The organism is Paenibacillus gallinarum (genome assembly GCF_014836635.1).
Taxonomy (GTDB): Bacteria; Bacillota; Bacilli; order Paenibacillales; family Paenibacillaceae; genus Paenibacillus; species Paenibacillus gallinarum.
Genome location: NZ_JACSQL010000007.1, coordinates 222329 through 240052, shown reverse-complemented (window position 1 = coordinate 240052; position 17724 = coordinate 222329). Strand labels below are relative to the sequence as shown.

Annotated in this window: 18 protein-coding genes; 16 read left to right on the top strand and 2 right to left on the bottom strand. The window is 37.3% G+C overall.

Translation table 11 applies throughout. The annotated features are described in order from the left end of the window. The first annotated feature begins 141 nt into the window (after window positions 1-141). The 6 genes from H9647_RS16125 to H9647_RS16100 all read left to right on the top strand — a co-directional run bounded on the left by H9647_RS16125 (window position 142) and on the right by H9647_RS16100 (window position 6720). Window positions 142-1611 carry a glycoside hydrolase family 32 protein gene (locus H9647_RS16125; protein ID WP_191801780.1) on the top strand — a complete coding sequence of 490 codons (1470 nt, stop codon included), beginning with the start codon at window positions 142-144 and terminating at the stop codon, window positions 1609-1611. A gap of 344 nt (window positions 1612-1955) precedes the next feature. Further along, entirely contained in the window at window positions 1956-3926 is a 1971-nt protein-coding gene (locus H9647_RS16120; protein WP_191801778.1) for a sucrose-specific PTS transporter subunit IIBC, read from the top strand. Window positions 3927-4987: 1061 nt separating this feature from the next. Continuing rightward, a complete protein-coding gene (locus tag H9647_RS26330) occupies window positions 4988-5308 on the top strand; it encodes a DUF4181 domain-containing protein (protein ID WP_225229351.1) in 321 nt (106 codons plus the stop codon). Between the two features lie 113 nt (window positions 5309-5421). Then, window positions 5422-5628, top strand: coding sequence for a hypothetical protein (locus tag H9647_RS16110; RefSeq protein ID WP_191801775.1), 207 nt, complete (start codon window positions 5422-5424; stop codon window positions 5626-5628). 48 nt (window positions 5629-5676) lie between these two features. Further along, complete coding sequence (locus H9647_RS16105) at window positions 5677-6264, top strand: hypothetical protein (protein WP_191801773.1); 588 nt, start codon at window positions 5677-5679, stop codon at window positions 6262-6264. Window positions 6265-6306: 42 nt separating this feature from the next. Further along, a complete protein-coding gene (locus tag H9647_RS16100) occupies window positions 6307-6720 on the top strand; it encodes a hypothetical protein (protein WP_191801772.1) in 414 nt (137 codons plus the stop codon). A 36-nt stretch (window positions 6721-6756) separates the two neighbouring features. Here H9647_RS16100 and H9647_RS16095 read toward each other — a convergent pair whose 3' ends face one another. Further along, window positions 6757-6972 carry a hypothetical protein gene (locus H9647_RS16095; RefSeq protein WP_191801770.1) on the bottom strand — a complete coding sequence of 72 codons (216 nt, stop codon included), beginning with the start codon at window positions 6970-6972 and terminating at the stop codon, window positions 6757-6759. A gap of 209 nt (window positions 6973-7181) precedes the next feature. Here H9647_RS16095 and H9647_RS16090 point away from each other — a divergent pair, with 209 nt between their 5' ends. From H9647_RS16090 to H9647_RS16080, 3 genes are all read left to right on the top strand, one after another. Then, on the top strand, window positions 7182-7631 hold the full coding sequence (locus H9647_RS16090) for a DUF1963 domain-containing protein (RefSeq protein WP_191801768.1): 450 nt from the start codon (window positions 7182-7184) through the stop codon (window positions 7629-7631). 223 nt (window positions 7632-7854) lie between these two features. Then, window positions 7855-8745, top strand: a complete 891-nt coding sequence (locus H9647_RS16085; protein WP_191801766.1) for a GNAT family N-acetyltransferase — start codon at window positions 7855-7857, stop codon at window positions 8743-8745. Between the two features lie 171 nt (window positions 8746-8916). Next, the gene (locus H9647_RS16080) at window positions 8917-9315 is read left to right on the top strand and encodes a hypothetical protein (RefSeq protein WP_191801764.1); all 399 of its coding nucleotides are present in this window, start codon (window positions 8917-8919) and stop codon (window positions 9313-9315) included. A gap of 520 nt (window positions 9316-9835) precedes the next feature. Here H9647_RS16080 and H9647_RS16075 read toward each other — a convergent pair. Then, a complete protein-coding gene (locus H9647_RS16075) occupies window positions 9836-10705 on the bottom strand; it encodes an NmrA family NAD(P)-binding protein (protein WP_191801762.1) in 870 nt (289 codons plus the stop codon). A gap of 162 nt (window positions 10706-10867) precedes the next feature. On the opposite strand from H9647_RS16075, the gene H9647_RS16070 reads away from it, so the two are divergent. From H9647_RS16070 to H9647_RS16040, 7 genes are all read left to right on the top strand, one after another. Beyond that, window positions 10868-11476, top strand: a complete 609-nt coding sequence (locus H9647_RS16070) for a TetR/AcrR family transcriptional regulator (protein WP_191801760.1) — start codon at window positions 10868-10870, stop codon at window positions 11474-11476. 273 nt (window positions 11477-11749) lie between these two features. After that, window positions 11750-12016 carry a hypothetical protein gene (locus H9647_RS16065; protein ID WP_191801758.1) on the top strand — a complete coding sequence of 89 codons (267 nt, stop codon included), beginning with the start codon at window positions 11750-11752 and terminating at the stop codon, window positions 12014-12016. A 165-nt stretch (window positions 12017-12181) separates the two neighbouring features. Beyond that, complete coding sequence (locus tag H9647_RS16060) at window positions 12182-13000, top strand: class I SAM-dependent methyltransferase (protein ID WP_191801756.1); 819 nt, start codon at window positions 12182-12184, stop codon at window positions 12998-13000. Window positions 13001-13097: 97 nt separating this feature from the next. Next, window positions 13098-13454: a hypothetical protein gene (locus H9647_RS16055; RefSeq protein ID WP_191801754.1), complete on the top strand. Its 357-nt coding sequence runs from the start codon at window positions 13098-13100 to the stop codon at window positions 13452-13454. A 17-nt stretch (window positions 13455-13471) separates the two neighbouring features. Then, entirely contained in the window at window positions 13472-14548 is a 1077-nt protein-coding gene (locus H9647_RS16050) for an NAD(P)H-dependent flavin oxidoreductase (RefSeq protein ID WP_191801752.1), read from the top strand. 95 nt (window positions 14549-14643) lie between these two features. Continuing rightward, window positions 14644-15186: a hypothetical protein gene (locus H9647_RS16045; protein ID WP_191801750.1), complete on the top strand. Its 543-nt coding sequence runs from the start codon at window positions 14644-14646 to the stop codon at window positions 15184-15186. 838 nt (window positions 15187-16024) lie between these two features. Next, window positions 16025-17713 (top strand): restriction endonuclease, encoded by a 1689-nt coding sequence (locus H9647_RS16040; protein WP_191801748.1) that lies wholly within the window; start codon window positions 16025-16027, stop codon window positions 17711-17713. Window positions 17714-17724: the final 11 nt, after the last annotated feature.

Sequence of the window (17724 nt, the reverse complement as noted above, 5' to 3'; positions counted from 1 at the left end):
TTTCATGATTATTTTCTTGCTCAAGAACGAATTGTGAAACTTATTTTTAAAATCGTTTGGAACCGGTTCCGTTTTTTTTATTCTGTTTTGGAACCGGTTCTACTCAGAACTTATTCAATTAATTAGGTGGAGATTTATAAGATGAAAATAACAAGGGAAGAAAAGTACAGGAAGCTTGAACAAGCTTTTCCCGGAGAAGTAGAGAATCTCATTGCTCTTGTTGGAAAGTCACCATGGAGACAGTTATTTCATATTCAGCCGCTTACCGGTCTTCTTAATGATCCCAATGGTTTTACCTTCTTTCAGGGAGAATACCACTTATTCTATCAGTGGTTTCCTCTCGGAACCTATCATGGGATGAAATATTGGTATCATACTAAATCGAAGGATTTAGTTAACTGGGAGAATGTCGGTATTGGGATAGAACCTGGAGGACCTTACGATTCACATGGTGCTTATTCCGGTAGCGGTATTGTGAAAGATGACAAGCTCTATCTTATGTATACTGGGAACTCACGTGATGAGAAGTGGGTGAGACATCCGTATCAAAATTTAGCTGTAATGGATACAGAGGGGAATATTATCAAAAAGAACAGTCCTGTCATTGATTCGGTACCAGATGGATACACCGAGCATTTCAGAGACCCCAAGGTGTGGGGAAGTGAGGGCTCATATTATTGTGTAATCGGTGCACAACGAACAAACATGACGGGTTGCGCGGTAATGTATCATTCTCCTGATTTAATCGAATGGACATTTGAAGGAGAAATTGTTACAAAATTAGATCAATTCGGGTATATGTGGGAGTGTCCAGATTACTTTGAAATGGACAATCAAGGCGTATTATTATTTTCACCTCAAGGTCTTAGTCCTGAGGCTGATGATTTCAATAATATTTATCAATCGGGTTACCTCATTGGAGAGAAGCTTGATGTGTCAACTAGAATATTCGACCATGGCCCATTTCAAGAGCTGGACCGAGGGTTTGACTTTTACGCACAACAGACAACCAAAACGCCGGATGGCCGCCGGATTTTAGTTGGATGGATGGGAATCCCGGAATCAAAATACCCAACAGACAATCAAGGCTGGGCGAATTGCTTAACTCTGCCAAGGGAATTGATCCTTAATCAAGGCAAAATTATTCAGCGTCCGGTCCGCGAGCTAGAACAGTTACGCAAAGAACAGTCAGATGTTCAAGACTTGTTGAGAGATGAAACAAAAATATACCCGGATTTTACTGGTACTACTTATGAACTGATTTGTGAATTTACGAATGTGAATGCACAGCGGTTTGGTGTGGAGTTCCGAGCAGGAAAAAATGAAAAAACGGTCTTGTGGTATGATCATCAGAGCAAGAAAGTGATACTAGATCGCTCTATGTCCGGTGAGCCTATCGAATCAGCCCACGGAAGTGTACGACGCTGCCGATTAGAAGCTGACAAAGTCAAATTCCAACTGTTTGTAGATACCTCCTCTGTGGAAGTCTTTGTTAACGATGGAGAGGAAGTTTTTACGAGTCGAATTTTTCCTAGCGCGGATAGTACGGAAATTCGCTTTTTCTCTTGCGGAGGCACCGTTTCACTAGAAGCATCGCTTTGGAGGATTTAACGGTAAGTGATTACATTTTGGCTCTGTTGATTTGGTGATAAGTTCTATGCAACATGTTCATTTGAAAGCGATTATATCGGTTAAAAGCAAGGAGCTGAAGTGACTGTCCAGGATACCACTGGGGCATGAGATGCATTTAAGGCTTTTGTGTTTCAGCTTTTGACAAAGAGGACAGTACAAGCAACTCTACTGGATATTTGAGTGAGTGTAATCAGAAGATTCTGCAATTTGCTATGTGAAAGCGCTGTATTCAGAACCACCGGGAAAGATTCCGTTCCTGCATTACCTCATGCAGCGGAAGGGAAAGGTTTATAGTAAACCAACTAGAAAAGGAGCAGTGTTACATGTCTGAGAATCGTGAGATAGCTAAACAGGTTATTGAGGCCATTGGCGGCAAGGAGAATGTTGCCTCATTCGCCCATTGCGCTACCCGTCTACGTATAATGGTCCACGATAAGGAGCTTATCGATCAAGACCGCGTGGAAAACATCGATAAGGTAAAAGGTGCATTCTTTAATGCAGGACAATTTCAAATCATTTTTGGAACCGGTACCGTTAATCGTATCTTCGATGAGGTTGAACAGCTTGGAATTAAAGGTACTTCGAAAGAAGAAGTGAAAAATCAGGGGAAGAAAGAAGGGAATATTTTTCAAAGAGCCATAAGAACATTTGGCGATGTCTTCGTCCCGATTATTCCCGTCCTGGTTGCAACCGGTTTATTTATGGGGTTACGTGGACTTCTTACTCAAGAGCAAGTTCTGGCGCTGTTTGGAATAACGGCTGCTGATATCTCCCCAAATTTCTTGCTTTTTACTGAGGTATTGACGGATACCGCATTTGCCTTTTTACCCGCGCTTGTAGCATGGTCTGCATTTCGTGTATTCGGCGGAAGTCCGGTACTTGGGATCGTACTTGGCCTCATGTTGGTAAATCCGGCTCTTCCCAATGCATACAATGTTGCTAACGGATCAGAAGAAGCGCTTTACATGTTCGGATTAATTCCTATCGTGGGATATCAGGGGTCTGTTCTTCCTGCATTCTTTGTAGGTTTTCTTGGAGCAAAATTCGAAAAATTCTTAAGAAAAAGGGTACCCGAATCCATTGATCTCATTGTAACTCCATTTATTACACTGCTTGTCATCATAACGCTTGGATTGTTTGCAATCGGACCTGTATTCCATACGGTTGAGGATTGGGTCCTACACGGAACGATGTTCTTATTAGATCTTCCTTTAGGAATATCAGGCCTCGTTATCGGATTCTTCAATCAAATCATCGTAGTAACCGGTGTGCATCATATATTCAATTTTTTAGAAATCCAGCTGCTCGAGAAGACAGGTTCGAATCCATTTAACGCCATTATCACCTGTTCTATGGCCGCTCAAGGTGCCGCATGTTTGGCAGTCGGATTAAAAACGAAGAATGCGAAGCTAAAAGCACTGGCACTTCCTTCATCGTTCTCATCTTTTCTCGGAATATCGGAACCCGCAATCTTTGGTGTGAATTTACGATATATGAAGCCTTTTGTTATGGCACTCATCGGTGGAGCCGTAGGTGGTTTCATGGCATCCATATTCGGTTTGGCAGGAACAGGAATGGCAATCACCGTTATTCCCGGAACGCTGCTTTATTTAAATAATCAGCTGTTTCTGTACATTTTATGTAACGTTGTTGCGATGGCAATTGCTTTCATATTAACCTGGATGTTCGGTTATAAAGATGACAAGATCGAGGCAATCTCGGAGGGTGTACAAAGTAAGGAGAGTGTTCAGAAAACTACAACGACTAGTAGTGTTATTACATCAAATACATCAGAAACCACTGCTCAGAAAGAAGATGGATACACTCTAAGATTTCCATCACCTATTACTGGGAAGACTATACCGCTTGAATCTGTCCCGGATCCAGCTTTTGCCCAAAAACATATGGGAGAGGGATATGCTATTGAGCCTGCGGAAGGTAAAGTATATGCTCCTTTTGACGGCGTTGTTGCACATTTGATGAATAAAAGTAAACATGCACTAATATTGGAACATGAGAGTGGTGTACAGCTCTTGATTCATGTAGGGATCGATACGGTTTCACTTAAAGGATCGGGGTTTAAAACTCATATTCAGACTGGAGATTCAATAAAAGCTGGCCAATTGCTACTTGAATTCGATATGGAGTACATTTCAGAAGCTGGACTGTCTACGATTACTCCTGTACTCATTCCTTCGGGGATAGGTGAGGTTGCAGCTATGGATGTGAATACAGGCATTCAAACGACTGCAAATAAGGATGAAATTATGGTTGTCCAAATGAATTCAAAATAAAAGTAGAATGGTAATAGATGATTTTAATAACGTTTCTAAATCGTGAGACAAAGAAAAACACCTGAGGGTCGCTATTATCCCCTTTTAGTAGACAAGAAAAAAAAGACATCTGGTAAGATGGACTTAATCTTGTTGAACAGAGGGGATTTTTTATGGCTAAAAAAGGGCAACCCTTTCGACAGTACTCCTTGGAGTTGAAAATGGAGGCAGTTCGGTTAGTAAATTACTTTTGGGCTGAATCAATTAAAATGTTAGAAAGACTATAGAGGGAGGGTAACAAATGTACACAATCACTAACCAATCTAAGCAATACCTAAGATCAGACTGAGAAGAAACAAAAGGACTTATCTATACTCATGATATCGAACTAGCAGCTACATTTAATACATATGAAGTGGTAATGGGTAACGAGGTAATGGATACTATTCAACAACAGGGACGCTGTGAGCACGCTATGAGTTTCATCATCATGGAGAGCGTATATTCATTGGTTAGTAAATTCAAGGTCTCAGGCAACGATATAGAGGTCTATAACCGTATAACAGGGCAGGTAAATCGTTATGTATAGATGTGGAAAGATTATCAATGGACAATTGAAAGTACAAGATCATGATGGCCAGTTATATGATTTAATTACTGCAGCTAAGAGATATCAAGAAGAGAATAAATATCTGATTAATTTATATAGGTAAATATAATAAAAAGTTGTTTCTGTTTAGCGATGAAATATAATAAAAATTAACTAGAAGCAAAGAAATGTAGTATATTGGTAGTATATGGGCTGGTCAACTTGATCAGCCTTTATTATTGGAATTATGGAGGATATTATAATGAAAGTTTTTTATAAGTACTTAATGATAGGTCTCGGAATAGGAATCTCGTTTTTAATCATTTTTATTCTGTTTCTTCTTATTTTGGAATTTGTTTTTAGTAGCACTCTATTTGGAGATCTAACACATTATTTGTACCAGATTGACTTTTAAATATCAATTAATTGTGTAGAGGGGTGACTTGTTTTGGATAAAGTTTCGTTTCTTGTTGTGTTTTTGGTTGTAGGAGGAATGATTCTTCTCTTTAACAAGTTATTCATACCTATTAATGAGGCGGCAGAAGAGGAAGCAAGAGAAAAACTACCAAGACTTATAAAAATTATAGACATAATTGTGGGTGTGATTTTTGTTCTAATGAGTGTCGTCTTTCTATTCGTACTAGATAATTCTGAATTTATTTATCTATATTTTCCTTTGTTTGCAGTACCCTATGGTTATTTTTCGTTCAGGGAATTGAAGTATAGCAAGAGTGTAGGCAGATACAAACATTCATTAATTATTTTCATATATAGTGTTATTTTTTCGATTTTAGCTTTTCTTCTATACTACTGACGCACATAATAAGTAGGAATAATATGAAACGACTGTATGATTAAATGCTAGATATAGGAGTGCCAACAGGATCACAAGAAAAAATCTAGTTAACTAATAGGAGGAGAAATACAATGGCTACAACAAACAATAGTATTCCTGTAATGGTTAATTTACTTCAAGAATTACATAAGAATAAAGAAGTTGCTCTAGATGGTTTTCATTATGGAGAGAATTTTCAGCATATTGCTGATGATTTGTATAAAACTGTGAAAATGATTGGTGGCTACGAAGTTACTTTACACCAGGGCGGATTAAGAACGGTAATCACTATTAAGTAAAAGACATGTATAAGGAATGCCATGGCATCTAATAAGGAGCTTTAATACATGAAGAATGTAAAACATTTTATTTTGATTGCATCTCTAGTGTTAGTTATCCAAGGCTGCTCTGCAGAAAAGGAACATGAAGCCATTCAGAATCAGCACCAAGAAGTTATTCAAACTGAGGATAATACAACCAATGAAGATGCAAAATCTGCTGATGATGAAATCAATTCAGATACTAAAACTTTGGTTGAAGAAACAGAAACAGAAGAAGTGGTTGTCTCAGAATCTCAAGATATAGACACATCGATATTTATTTACGCAAATGAAGTAGAAGTTACGGATAATTTAGATCACATAAAAGTTGTCATTCATATGAGTGAGGATTTTGATAAAGGAAAAGCAGTACATCACGCATTAAACGAAATATATTTTTTCCTTCAACAGGATAGAGTTAAAGAGGTGAATACAGCTACCTTTGAAGTCATGAGTGGAGATATAACAATTACTCAATTAACTGTCGATATTAGTAAGTTTGAGCCCGGAGAATTTATAATCGAGAAAATGATCGATTCAGTAATGAATGCAACAAAGATAGATAAAATGGATGATGAAGTTAGAGGATACGGAGAAAATCTTAAGTTCTGGTAAACACAACAAACTATATAGAGATTCAAAAGGGGAGAACGTGTATTGAAAAAACTTGCAGCACTCGCATTGTCTGTTATTGTTCTATCGGGTTGCACTGCCAATAATAACAACGATAATGATTTAAATATTGAAGAGGAAATTTATACGCTTCAGGCAATAGTTGATGATTTGAATGATAAAAAAGAAGTGCTTATATATGATCTATCTGAGATAGATGCTAACAACAACGCCGTAAGTCAAAGTATAGAGGATGCTCTGTCTGGGTTGTCAGATATAGATTTTGATACAGGGATTGATATGTCAGATATTGATTTTAATCTGTCTGATGCAAGTGATTACGTTAATCAAAATGTTCAAAATCTAGAAAGCGTTAATGAGACGATGTACGAATTAGATCAAAGAATTGCAGAACTCCAGGAAGCTATAGACGAACTCAAAACAAAACTAGATAATTAATATCAAATGTAAATTTCATGAAAGAGAACCAGCCTACTAAATGGCTGGTTTTTTGCTTTCTTGTTGCTGCATAATTTCATTGGCCTTCTTAAACATTAATTTCAACGCTTTGATGTCCTCAGTGTCTATTTCAGGGGCTGCAATAGGTTTGCTTAGTTGCTGTCTTACATGAGTCATCTGTTCCTCTAACAGGCGAATAGAGTGCTTAACAGCATTAATTCTACTTGTTGTCTGTTTATTAAGAGTATCCATAGAAATTAATTCATCGATTAAGATATCAACACTATCAGATGTAACCTGTACTTCGTCTGTTGGTGTATTAACTTGTGCTTTAGGCTTATGTTTCTGCAGCCTCTTAAAAAGCTTCGCTATATCATCCTCGTAACGTTCCCTAAGAGATCCATTCCATCTAAATCCTACGCCAGCGAAAGTTCGCCCTGAGACACTAGAAACATGCTCAAATGCCTATTGTATATGAGGCGGGTCTATCTGTACCAACTGCTGAGTCAGCTTATTTGGAAAGTTTGGGGTTAGGCTGGAATGGTAACAGAGATCATTATGATAAGTATTGGAAATCATTTTTACAGCATTGGTCAAAAGAAGGGTACGTAAACAGACGTATGGGTCATCCTGATCAAATTCAAGGTGATATGCAAGTCAGTTGTGAAATAGCCGTTGGTCCGTACGGCTGGGATGATCTGAATAATTCGGATATTCATGAGAAGGTTGTTAATTCTGCATTAAAGTGGCGTTTACTACTACAAATTGATTCGGAAGAAGAAAAAACCGGAATTATGTGGGGAGATGTTGGAAGGATTTATTTTTGGGTTCATGAGGATGATCTTACTGATTTATGCTTTGAGAGAGTAGTTTGTGAAATGCATGTGGCTAAACTAACGGTAAAACATTAGTTGAATAACACAAGTAGCAGCCGATCAATGCGATTGGCTGCTTTTTCTTTAAGCTATTGGGCAGGTTAGTTGAATTATAAGTATTCTTCACAATCCTAAATTTGGTTTTAATGGTAAACTAAAGATGTTATCTGTAGATTGGTTAAGGGAATATTCTGCGGGGAATTACATAGGGGAGCATGTAATGAATCATTATTCTACTTAGAAAGGACCACACTTTTCGATGATAATACATAGTAATGACTATAGAAACCATGACGGGTACCGAGCAAGCTTCAATCGACTTTCCAAGCTAGTATTTGGTATTGAATTCGAATCATTGTACCAAAAGGGAGCTTGGGACGACCGTTATATTTGCCATTCATTTGTTGCCGATGACGAGATAATTGCTAATGTTTCAGTAAGTAAAATGAACTTGGTCATTAATGGTGAATGCAAACGGGCTCTTCAGATCGGAACTGTAATGACTCATCCTGAGCATCGGGGTAAGGGATTGTCAAAACAACTGATGGAGAATGTATTGGATACATACGAAGACACATGCGACTTGTTTTTCTTATTTGCGAACAGAACCGTACTCGAGTTTTATCCCAAATTTGGATTCTCCACCCTACCTGAACACCAATTTCACTTAAATATATCTGATGGACCCAAAGCTAATCTACTATCACTGGTATCACTGGATAAACTGGATGTTTCCACGAAAGAGCATTGGAATTTAATTAAACAGAAGCTTAGTTCCCGTAAACCAATTTCAAAACATTTTGGTGTTACTAACAACGAAGGGCTATTTCAATTTTACGCTTTGAACGTTTTTCACGAATGCCTTTATTATTCGCGCACTGACGATGCCATCATAGTTTTTGAGCATGAAGGCGATTTGATGCATTTGTATGATATTGTTAGCGACAAAGAGGTATACATTGAAGCGTTGGTTTCACGGATTACAACGGAACAAACAAGGAAGATTCGGTTTCACTTCACCCCAGACCAAATTATTGATAAAGCGTATGCAGAACCCTTCGGCAAGCATGAGGATGTCTTGTTTATAAAATCGCTTTTTGATTTAGGAAAGCTACCTGCATTTTGTATACCTAAATTGGCTCATGCGTAGCGCTAAACTATCGTAGAAACGATAGTTGTTTAGATAAGAAGGCAGAGAGAAACTCCGTTACGAACTACCTCTACGGAAACAGGAGTGTACAGACAGGACATGAAAATTTTAAAAAAGTAATTATCTAAAGGCGGAATAGTTACAAATAGATTTCATAAGGAGTGCTTGATCGTGAATCTTAAGTCCGTTTTCAAAGGAGTAGTATCATCTTCTCTGGTAGTTTGTCTAATTGCTGGAACTAGTATTATACCTGTTTTTGCGGAGTCGACTGAAAGTTCGTCGAAAGATTATGCAGCTAAAAGTGGCAGTCAATCAGGAACTGAATTTCAGACTACACACCGATTAAAAAAGAGAAATGGGGCAATAGTAAACTTCTGGATTAAAAATACTGGGGATGTAAGCGTGAAAATCACAATTAACGGCGATCAGAAAAAAACTCTCGCACCAGGTAAGAGTGGCCATATTAGTGCTCCAGTTGTTTCCTTAAGTAGTAAATATAAATTTAAAGCTGTACCAACGCCTAATGGTGGTAAAATTAGTGTAGACTATCGTATTGCTCAAAGAGATTAAATTTGATGCTTAAGATATCTTTAGTTTTTTATAAGGCTCCTGAATCCCAAAGAAATCTTATTTGGAAGTAACAGATGGAAATTTTACTTTCTTAGTTGTCAAGTTAAGTTGCGTAAAATCGACTTCGTTCAACTAACGTAGAAACGGTTAGTTCAAGAAGAACAAGTAAGCAACTGATCAACAGACCGGTTGCTTTTTCTTTAAGTTATTGGGCAGGTTAGTTTAGTCGAATGGAGGGATTCGATGGCAGGTATCTATTAAAGTGTATCCCTATGATATAGCTAATAGAAAGTCGAGGAAAAACGAGTGCTTGTGCAACGAAAGAAATCCGACTCTCGAAAGAGACCCGTGTTTCCCGACAAACTGAAGAGACGGTTGAGCCGTCTCTTCTTCTTATTGGACGGATTATCTAAGCCAAACGTTGCACGGTAGGGTACTAGTCATCGCTTGATGAATTAAGACATGTTCTATACACCGAATCGACATTTGCTATCTTCCAAAAGCCGGATCAATTATCGCGTCAATTAAAATTATGCCGCGCCCATTCCGCCATGGTAATCCCAGGGCGTCCCAGAACCGTTAAGACGTCATCTCGAACAACAGTTTGAGCGGTCATTTGGCCAGCCGCTGCTAATTTCATCGTAATGATGGCGCTCTCCATGTAGGCGCGTTCAGGAACTGTTTTAATCTGAGCAACATACTCTTCCAGGCTAGCAGGATCGAGTGCATTACACTTTATCTCCTTTCCTGATGCCGCAGTTAGAATGTCAGCGACCTCTGGACCCGTCAGTACTTCCGTGCTCAACCAATAATTAGCTCCCCCGTGTTTCTCTGGACCCTCCCGCAATACGGCGGCAGCGACAGCAGCAATATCTGCTGCAAATACCCATCCTTGCGGCATGTCACTCCAGTTGACTGTAAAAGAATTCGTTTCTGTTACCGTAGCCAAGACGGTGTCAGTAATGACATTGGGATGCAAGTGCGTCCAAGCTATTCCACTTGCTTCGATATAAGTTTCTACGAGGTCATGCCAGTTAAAATGCGGTATAAGATCACGACGCGAAGTGAATACACCTAGATGAACGATATGACTCACGCCCGAATCGACCGATGCGTCGACCAATTTTTTGCTTTGGAACAGCATATCAGAGGTGTAACCGGTTAATAAAAATACCCGGTCGACACCCGCTAGAGCTTCTGCGAATGTCTCTGGTCGATTAAGGTCAAGTACAACAGCTTCACGGCCCTCAGCTCGCCACTTATCCGCGGCTTCCGGACGACTTGTTGCAAGACGGAGCACGACGCCCTCATTGTTTTTGTCTAACTCTTTAACTACTTGAGAACCGACCGTTCCAGACGCGCCGATAATCAATACTCTCGATGTTGCCATGTATGATTCCTCCAAACCTTTATATACGGAACGGTGTAGTTCCGTAAAGAGATCATAACAATATTAATTACGGAACGCAATAGTATCGAATTGTAATGATCAAAATGGTATACTTAAATATGAAAATAAAAAGTCTGCCTATAGGAAGGTGTCAAATGTTTTATGTCAGATGAAAAACAGCACCAAACAGAAGAAAAAAGAGGACGTCCTCTGGATTTGTCACGTAATAAGGTGATTCTTGAAACAACCTTAGATTTGTTAGCAGAAAACGGATATGACTCATTAACAATAGATGGAGTTGCTATAAAAGCAAAAGTGGGAAAGGGTACAATTTATAGGCGTTGGTCTTCTAAAATGGAACTAGTCATTGAAGCAGCCACTTTGATGAGTCCTCTTGAAATATCAATAACGAAATTGAATAGAAATCAAGACTTGCGTGGACAATTGATTGATTTGCTTTCTATGTTATTTCAGCAAGATAATAAAAAGTATCAGAAAGCAATGAAAGCAATTTGTAATGCTGTTAATGAACAATTAGATCAAGGTATGCGTGATGCTTTTTACTGGCGCTACAGAAACGCAATTGAATCGATTCTCAAACCCTATGTAAAAGAATATCAAATTACTGAGGATGATTTAGAGCTAATTATAGATATTGGCCCTGCTTTAGTTATGTATAATATTCACTCTAAAAATCAGTCAACTAATGCACATTATATAGAACGAATTGTTGATAAATTAATGATGCCAATAGTATTAAAACAAGTGTAATTAATTGAAATAGTGAGCCGTTTATAACTCATACCATTATTGAACTAACGAGAAACGTGAGTTTAATAAAAACAAGTAAGCAGCCGATAAATATCTGGTTGCTTTTTATTTATGCCAACAAGCAGGTTTGCTTAGTAGAAGTATAGAAGATAGTGCCAAATTCAAAAAAACATTTTGGAGGAAAAAGCAATATTTCAAACAAATATGCGTAAGAAGAATCTTGGGGTAAGCTTGTATGGTTGAATGCTTAGTCTGGATTAAGAGGAGGCCATAATGATTAACTTTGGATTACTGTTATTAACCGTTCTAATTCTAATAGTTACTATCATCTTTCACGCAGGGGTATTGTTGGATTTTATCAGACCAAGTGTTCTTCAAATTCAACTTTTTGGTATTCATTTAACGTTGTTCGGAATCATTGTCGTATTCGCTTTTGAAAGTTCTTCAATCTATGGATTTATCATTGGATTAATAGGACTTATCACAGGCGTGTTCGGCTCTTTTAGAGAACCCCTAACCGCTAAAATTGTTGATAAATAGTAAATGGTTTTTGCTATAGAATATGAGGCTCATTGAGTCTCTTTTTTGTTTTATCCGGGAAAAAAATGTACTCGTAAAGTGAGAAGTAATTCTTTGTTGTGGTAATATATGTTTATTATGTAAGTTATATCGCATTCAAATAAAGAAACGGGGGTTGATTGAAATATGAAGACTTCAGATTCAACATATGATGTTAGTAAAACAAGTCTAGGTATGGAAGCGGAGCTGAACCGCCTCAAAGCTCAAGCTTTGATGGGATGGGAGAAAGAATGTAGATATTTGCAGTGGTATGGTTTGTCAGATGGAATGAACGTGCTGGAAGTAGGATGCGGACCTGGATATGTGACGGAACAGCTTATCAAGAACTTCCCTAATAGTGAAATAACGGCTTTGGATTTTGATTCTGCTCTACTGCAAAAAGCGAAGGAGAATCATAATTCATCGAAAGTGAAATACGTACAAGCCTCCGTATACGATACGAAGCTGCCTGATGATCACTATGACTTTGTGATTGCTCGTCTCATTTTTCTGCATCTATTTGATCCCTTAAAAGCAGCATTAGAAATTTTTCGGGTGTTAAAACCAGGAGGGAAAGTAGCGATCATCGATATAGATGATGGCATATTTGGAATTGTAGAGCCGAATATAGAATCCTTCCATTCAGTCCTCGATAAATTAATAGATATGCAGAAAAAAGCTGGCGGTAATCGTGAAATTGGACGGAGTTTGCCAAGATTACTGGGACAATCGGGGTTTTCCGATATCGATTTGGAAGCTGTTTCTGTACATAGTGATTTAGTTGGTTTAGAGGGTTTTCAGGAGCAGTTTAATCCGAAAAGATTTGAGCAATTTTTTAGACTAGGCATCTTATCTGAAAACGATTTTCATAATATAGAAAAAGCACATGATAATTTACTGCATAACCCGGATTCTTGTGCCATGATGATTTTTCATATCGCTTTTGGAACGAAGCCGATCCAATGAAATAATGAAGAGATAGGTCAAGAATTAGTTGTACTATATCTCAAAGAGGTGAATTGCGATTCTTAGACAAGAAATGAAGCTTATTTTGGTCTCATGTATGAGCTTATTGTTTCTCGCTTTCTTTGCTACCATTACTGTGTTTTATATGGATAGTAAGCAAGAGGATCAACTTTCATTTACTTTATCAATGGATGAATATGTTCCGTTCGTTTTATTCATTTCCTTATTTGCGGTGTATCCTATTCTCGTTGTTGCATTTACAACACCTTTTGTAATTCTTAAGCATTACAACGTGAGTATTTGGGTGCGCGTTTTCATATACATCATTGCTGGGGCGATCATTATGGTAATTCCCACCTTTTTAGATAGTTATGAATTTATTTCTATACTGGTCGCATTACTCTTTGGTTTGTTCGACTTTATATGGTCAAGGAGAGACACATCAATAGACTGAGCGAGGGGATGGTGACTATGGATATTCAACTTCATAACAATTTGTGCAATATTCTTAACATTCGTTATCCTATCGTGCTTGCTGGAATGGCTGGGATACCGAATATGGCGAACCTAGTATCCGCAGTATCTAATGCAGGCGGGCTTGGAACCCTTGGTGCAGGATACATGACTCCTGAAGAAATGAGAAGTGCGATTAAGAAAATAAAGCAGCAAACACAGGCTCCTTTTTCTGTGAATCTTTTCTTACATGAGGTTCCAGACCAATCTAAAGATGTTGAAAGAGTACAGTATGAGCTTAATAAAATACGAGATCGTATTGGAGTACCTATTCCTTCTACTAAAAATATGAACACACCCGATTATTTCGATGAGCATCTTACCGTTTTATTAGAGGAAAGAGTTCCTATCATCAGCACTACATTTTCAATTCTTCCTGAAATGCAAATGCAACACGTGAAATCAGCAGGAATGAAGGTAATGACTACAGTAACAACGGTGGAAGAAGCGATCCAAGCGGAACGAAGTGGCAGTGATGTAATTGTTGCGCAAGGCAGTGAAGCAGGAGGACATCGTGGGACGTTTGATCTCTCTAATCATCCTTCTGGCGCAAATGTAGGCACGATTGCACTTATTCCGCAAATTGTAGACCAGGTTCAAATTCCAGTTGTTGCTGCAGGAGGGATTATGGATGGAAGAGGGCTTGTCGCAGCATTAGCTTTAGGAGCACAAGGGGTTCAAATGGGATCCAGATTCTTAACTGCTACCGAGTCAGGAGTGCGTCCCGTTTATAAGAATGCGTTACTTGAAAGTACAGAGGAAAGCACAGTTATTACCAAAGCATTCTCAGGAAGACCAGCAAGAGGGATAAAGAATGAATTCATTAAACACTTTGAATCCATTGATGTCGAACCGCTTCCTTACCCTATACAAAATACACTCACTAGAGATATTAGAAATACTTCTGCTCGTCTTAATAACCCTGAGTATATGTCGTTATGGGCGGGTCAAGGTACTAGAATGTTAACTGCTGATCAGTCTGCGGGTGAAATCATCCATCAGATTGTACGGGAAGCTTATAAAATTATTGAATAGATTAGGCCTAATCGAGATGGAATTTTCTTTCTACTATAATCAGTTCAGTTTAGAAACTGCTCCATATGTTCCAATTAGAGAGGAGAGCCTGCCTAGTGAGTACTCCTGTCTTTCTACTGATATTTTATGTGGTTATTTGTTTGCTCATCAACGAGATGATTAAATTTCATGATCGGAAACAGGGTGAAAATCCGAATCACTGGGGATTAAGAATTGGGCTTGTGCCATTACTAGCCCTTCTTCCTTTTGTACCGATCATATTGTTCACCTTTTTTTATACGATCTTTTTCTACTCATTTAGTGAGTTCACGAATATATTTAGTGCGAGTTCGCATCAAAGTTTATTTAATTTTTCGTTAACCATGCTTATCGGCTTTTTTATATGTGAAGAAGTATTAAAACCAATGATCATTACCTTATTAAAAATGGGTTTGCGTCTACATATTTCAGAATATACAAAGCATGTGATTACAATTGTCATAAACAGCATATTCATATATCTTATATCAAGTTATTCTCATGGGATCTACATCCACAGTTTTACATCTGCCATTTCTATTGCCGTTTTTTATAGTATTATCGACTGGATTCTGATGCTCATCATTCATCTATACAATAAGTTAAAAGCTAAATTGTAGGGGGATTAACCTTGAAGTTACAAGAACTCATCAATCAGCTTCATGTGAAACACACAAACGGGGATACAAATGTTGAAGTATCAGGGGTTAGTATCCATTCTCAAAATTTAAAGCCAGGGGACATTTTTGTTTGTAACATCTGTTACATTAAATTTGTCAAAATGGATGTTCTAAAATTAAGGAGAAAAAGATCTTATCAGATCGAATACACCGGATGATCTTATATTACGTGAATCTGCTGATCAGCATATCATAACTGTGTTCGGTTGCGGTGGAGATCGGGATAAGAAGAAACGCCCCTCTGCACGGTTTACCTCGCTTTAAAAAGGCTTATCCATGGCTTTCATCTTTAGAAATATCCAGGCCGCTGGATTCATTTAAATGCACCTCCTAATTAGATTTATCGGTAGCCCCTGTGATTTACTCTTGTCGCTCTATAGCATCGCTTTTTATACGGGATCTATGTCCCAACCAGCCTCAATCATGGGGTCTTGATAAGTAGGGGATGAATATGATAGCGCTCAGGATCAAGACCCTCGGTCAGGAGTAGAAGGTTAGTCAAGGATTTATCATAAGTAATCACGGAAGTTAATATTTTGAGAGGATCATATATTAATTCAATATTTTTATAATAAACCAAAAAAATTGGGTATATAAGGGTGGATTTACAGTCTATTTAAGCGAACGGAATCAAAACGTATGCTAACACTTACACTAAAAGTAGATTTTAAAAAACTACGACACGTTGTATACTAAATATTGAGTTCCAAAAACAGGGACAAATCACTTTATGTGTATTTTCATTTGTTTTTCAGAATTGAACTAGGGGGATCTTTTAATGCTTACTATTAAACACATAATCAATAAGTGGTCAGATGTGCTTGAAAGAGTGAAGAAAGAAAGAATTACTGTACACGCATGGTTAGTTGATGGAGAACCAACGGAACTTATTGGCAATACAATGTATATCACATTTAAGAATCGGGCACATATGGAATACACAAAAAAGCCCGAAAATACTTATCTAATCGAAAATATGCTTCTCAAGATATTTGGTGAAAAAATTAAAATTGAATGCATAAAAGCAACGCACTTAACTGATCAACTTGAAGGAAGTAATACTGTAGAAGAGCAAGTTCAAAATGATTTATTATTAGATAAAGTTGTTATTGAGGATATTTACTATAAAGATGAGGAAGAGGACTCATTTATCCCTGCAACTATTAAATTATTTGGACATTGTTTTGAAATAGATACATTCACAAACGAAATGAAGTTGTGGAAGAGGGTAACATATAAAAGTACAAGTGATACAGAAAAAGAAATGACTATTGTGCCTTCCACAATGTATGTAGGCGAAGTAATTGTGGATATTAATGAGGGCACAATATTACTTATGTTACCAGAAAAGGCGAATATAATTAAGGAGCACTTTGAAGTACTAAATAAAAAATTCATAGATGAAAGAATAAAATTCAAAAATCTAGTCGAACAGAAATGCAGGGAAATTCTTGATGACAATAATGAAGTAAATACGATATTATACAATTTCATTGATAGTATCAATTCTACAACATTATATGATTATAAAATGATAACTGGGGTTGAATACAATTTACAAAGCATAGATAAGATAGGTAAAATGCTTCTTATGTCTAGTGATGAGCTACAAAAGTCACTAATAGTTCAAACCGAAAGTAAGCAGGGTATACACGTTACAGTAACAGAAAAATTAGAAAATCAAGAAGAAGTAGATGGTTACTTTGAAGAAAAATTCAAACTTTTAGTAAAACTAATTGCTAAGAAACTAGTAATAAATGATGAGACGTTGGCTTATTATTTGACCTATATTTTAATACATAAAAAAGCGATTAAATTCTTTACAGAGAGATGGGTGCAACAGTACGGAGAGTACTTCATTAATATTGAAAATCACTCTCTAGAAGATTTGGTAGCATTATATTGCACTATAGAAACAGTGATTCCAAATAAACTTATTTATGCATCACCGTTTATCTATTTTTTAATGGAAAAAGAAAAATTTATGCAGAATGACAACTATATTAATTGTTATGACATATTTGTGGATGTATTGAATGAAGCATTAGAGAATAAAAAATTAATGGATTTTGAACGCAACTTGATGAAGAACAAAACAAAATTAAAATATACTATCAACGATGTAGATTTAATGAATGGTCATGAATTTGAACAGCTTATAAGTCTGCTATTTACGAAAATGGGGTATTCAACAACAGTAACAAAGGGTTCGGGTGACCAAGGAGTTGATGTGATCGCTGAAAAGGACGGTCGTAAATACGGTGTTCAGGCTAAGTGCTATTCATCCGCTGTAAGTAACAAAGCTATACAAGAGGTTACAGCTGGATTAAATCATTATAAACTAGAAAAGGGATTAGTTATAACGAATAACTTCTTTACCGATTCAGCAAGAGAATTAGCACACTCAAATAATATTGTACTTTGGGATAGAAATATCCTTAAGGAAAAAATAAGCGAGTTTCTATAACAAATAGAACT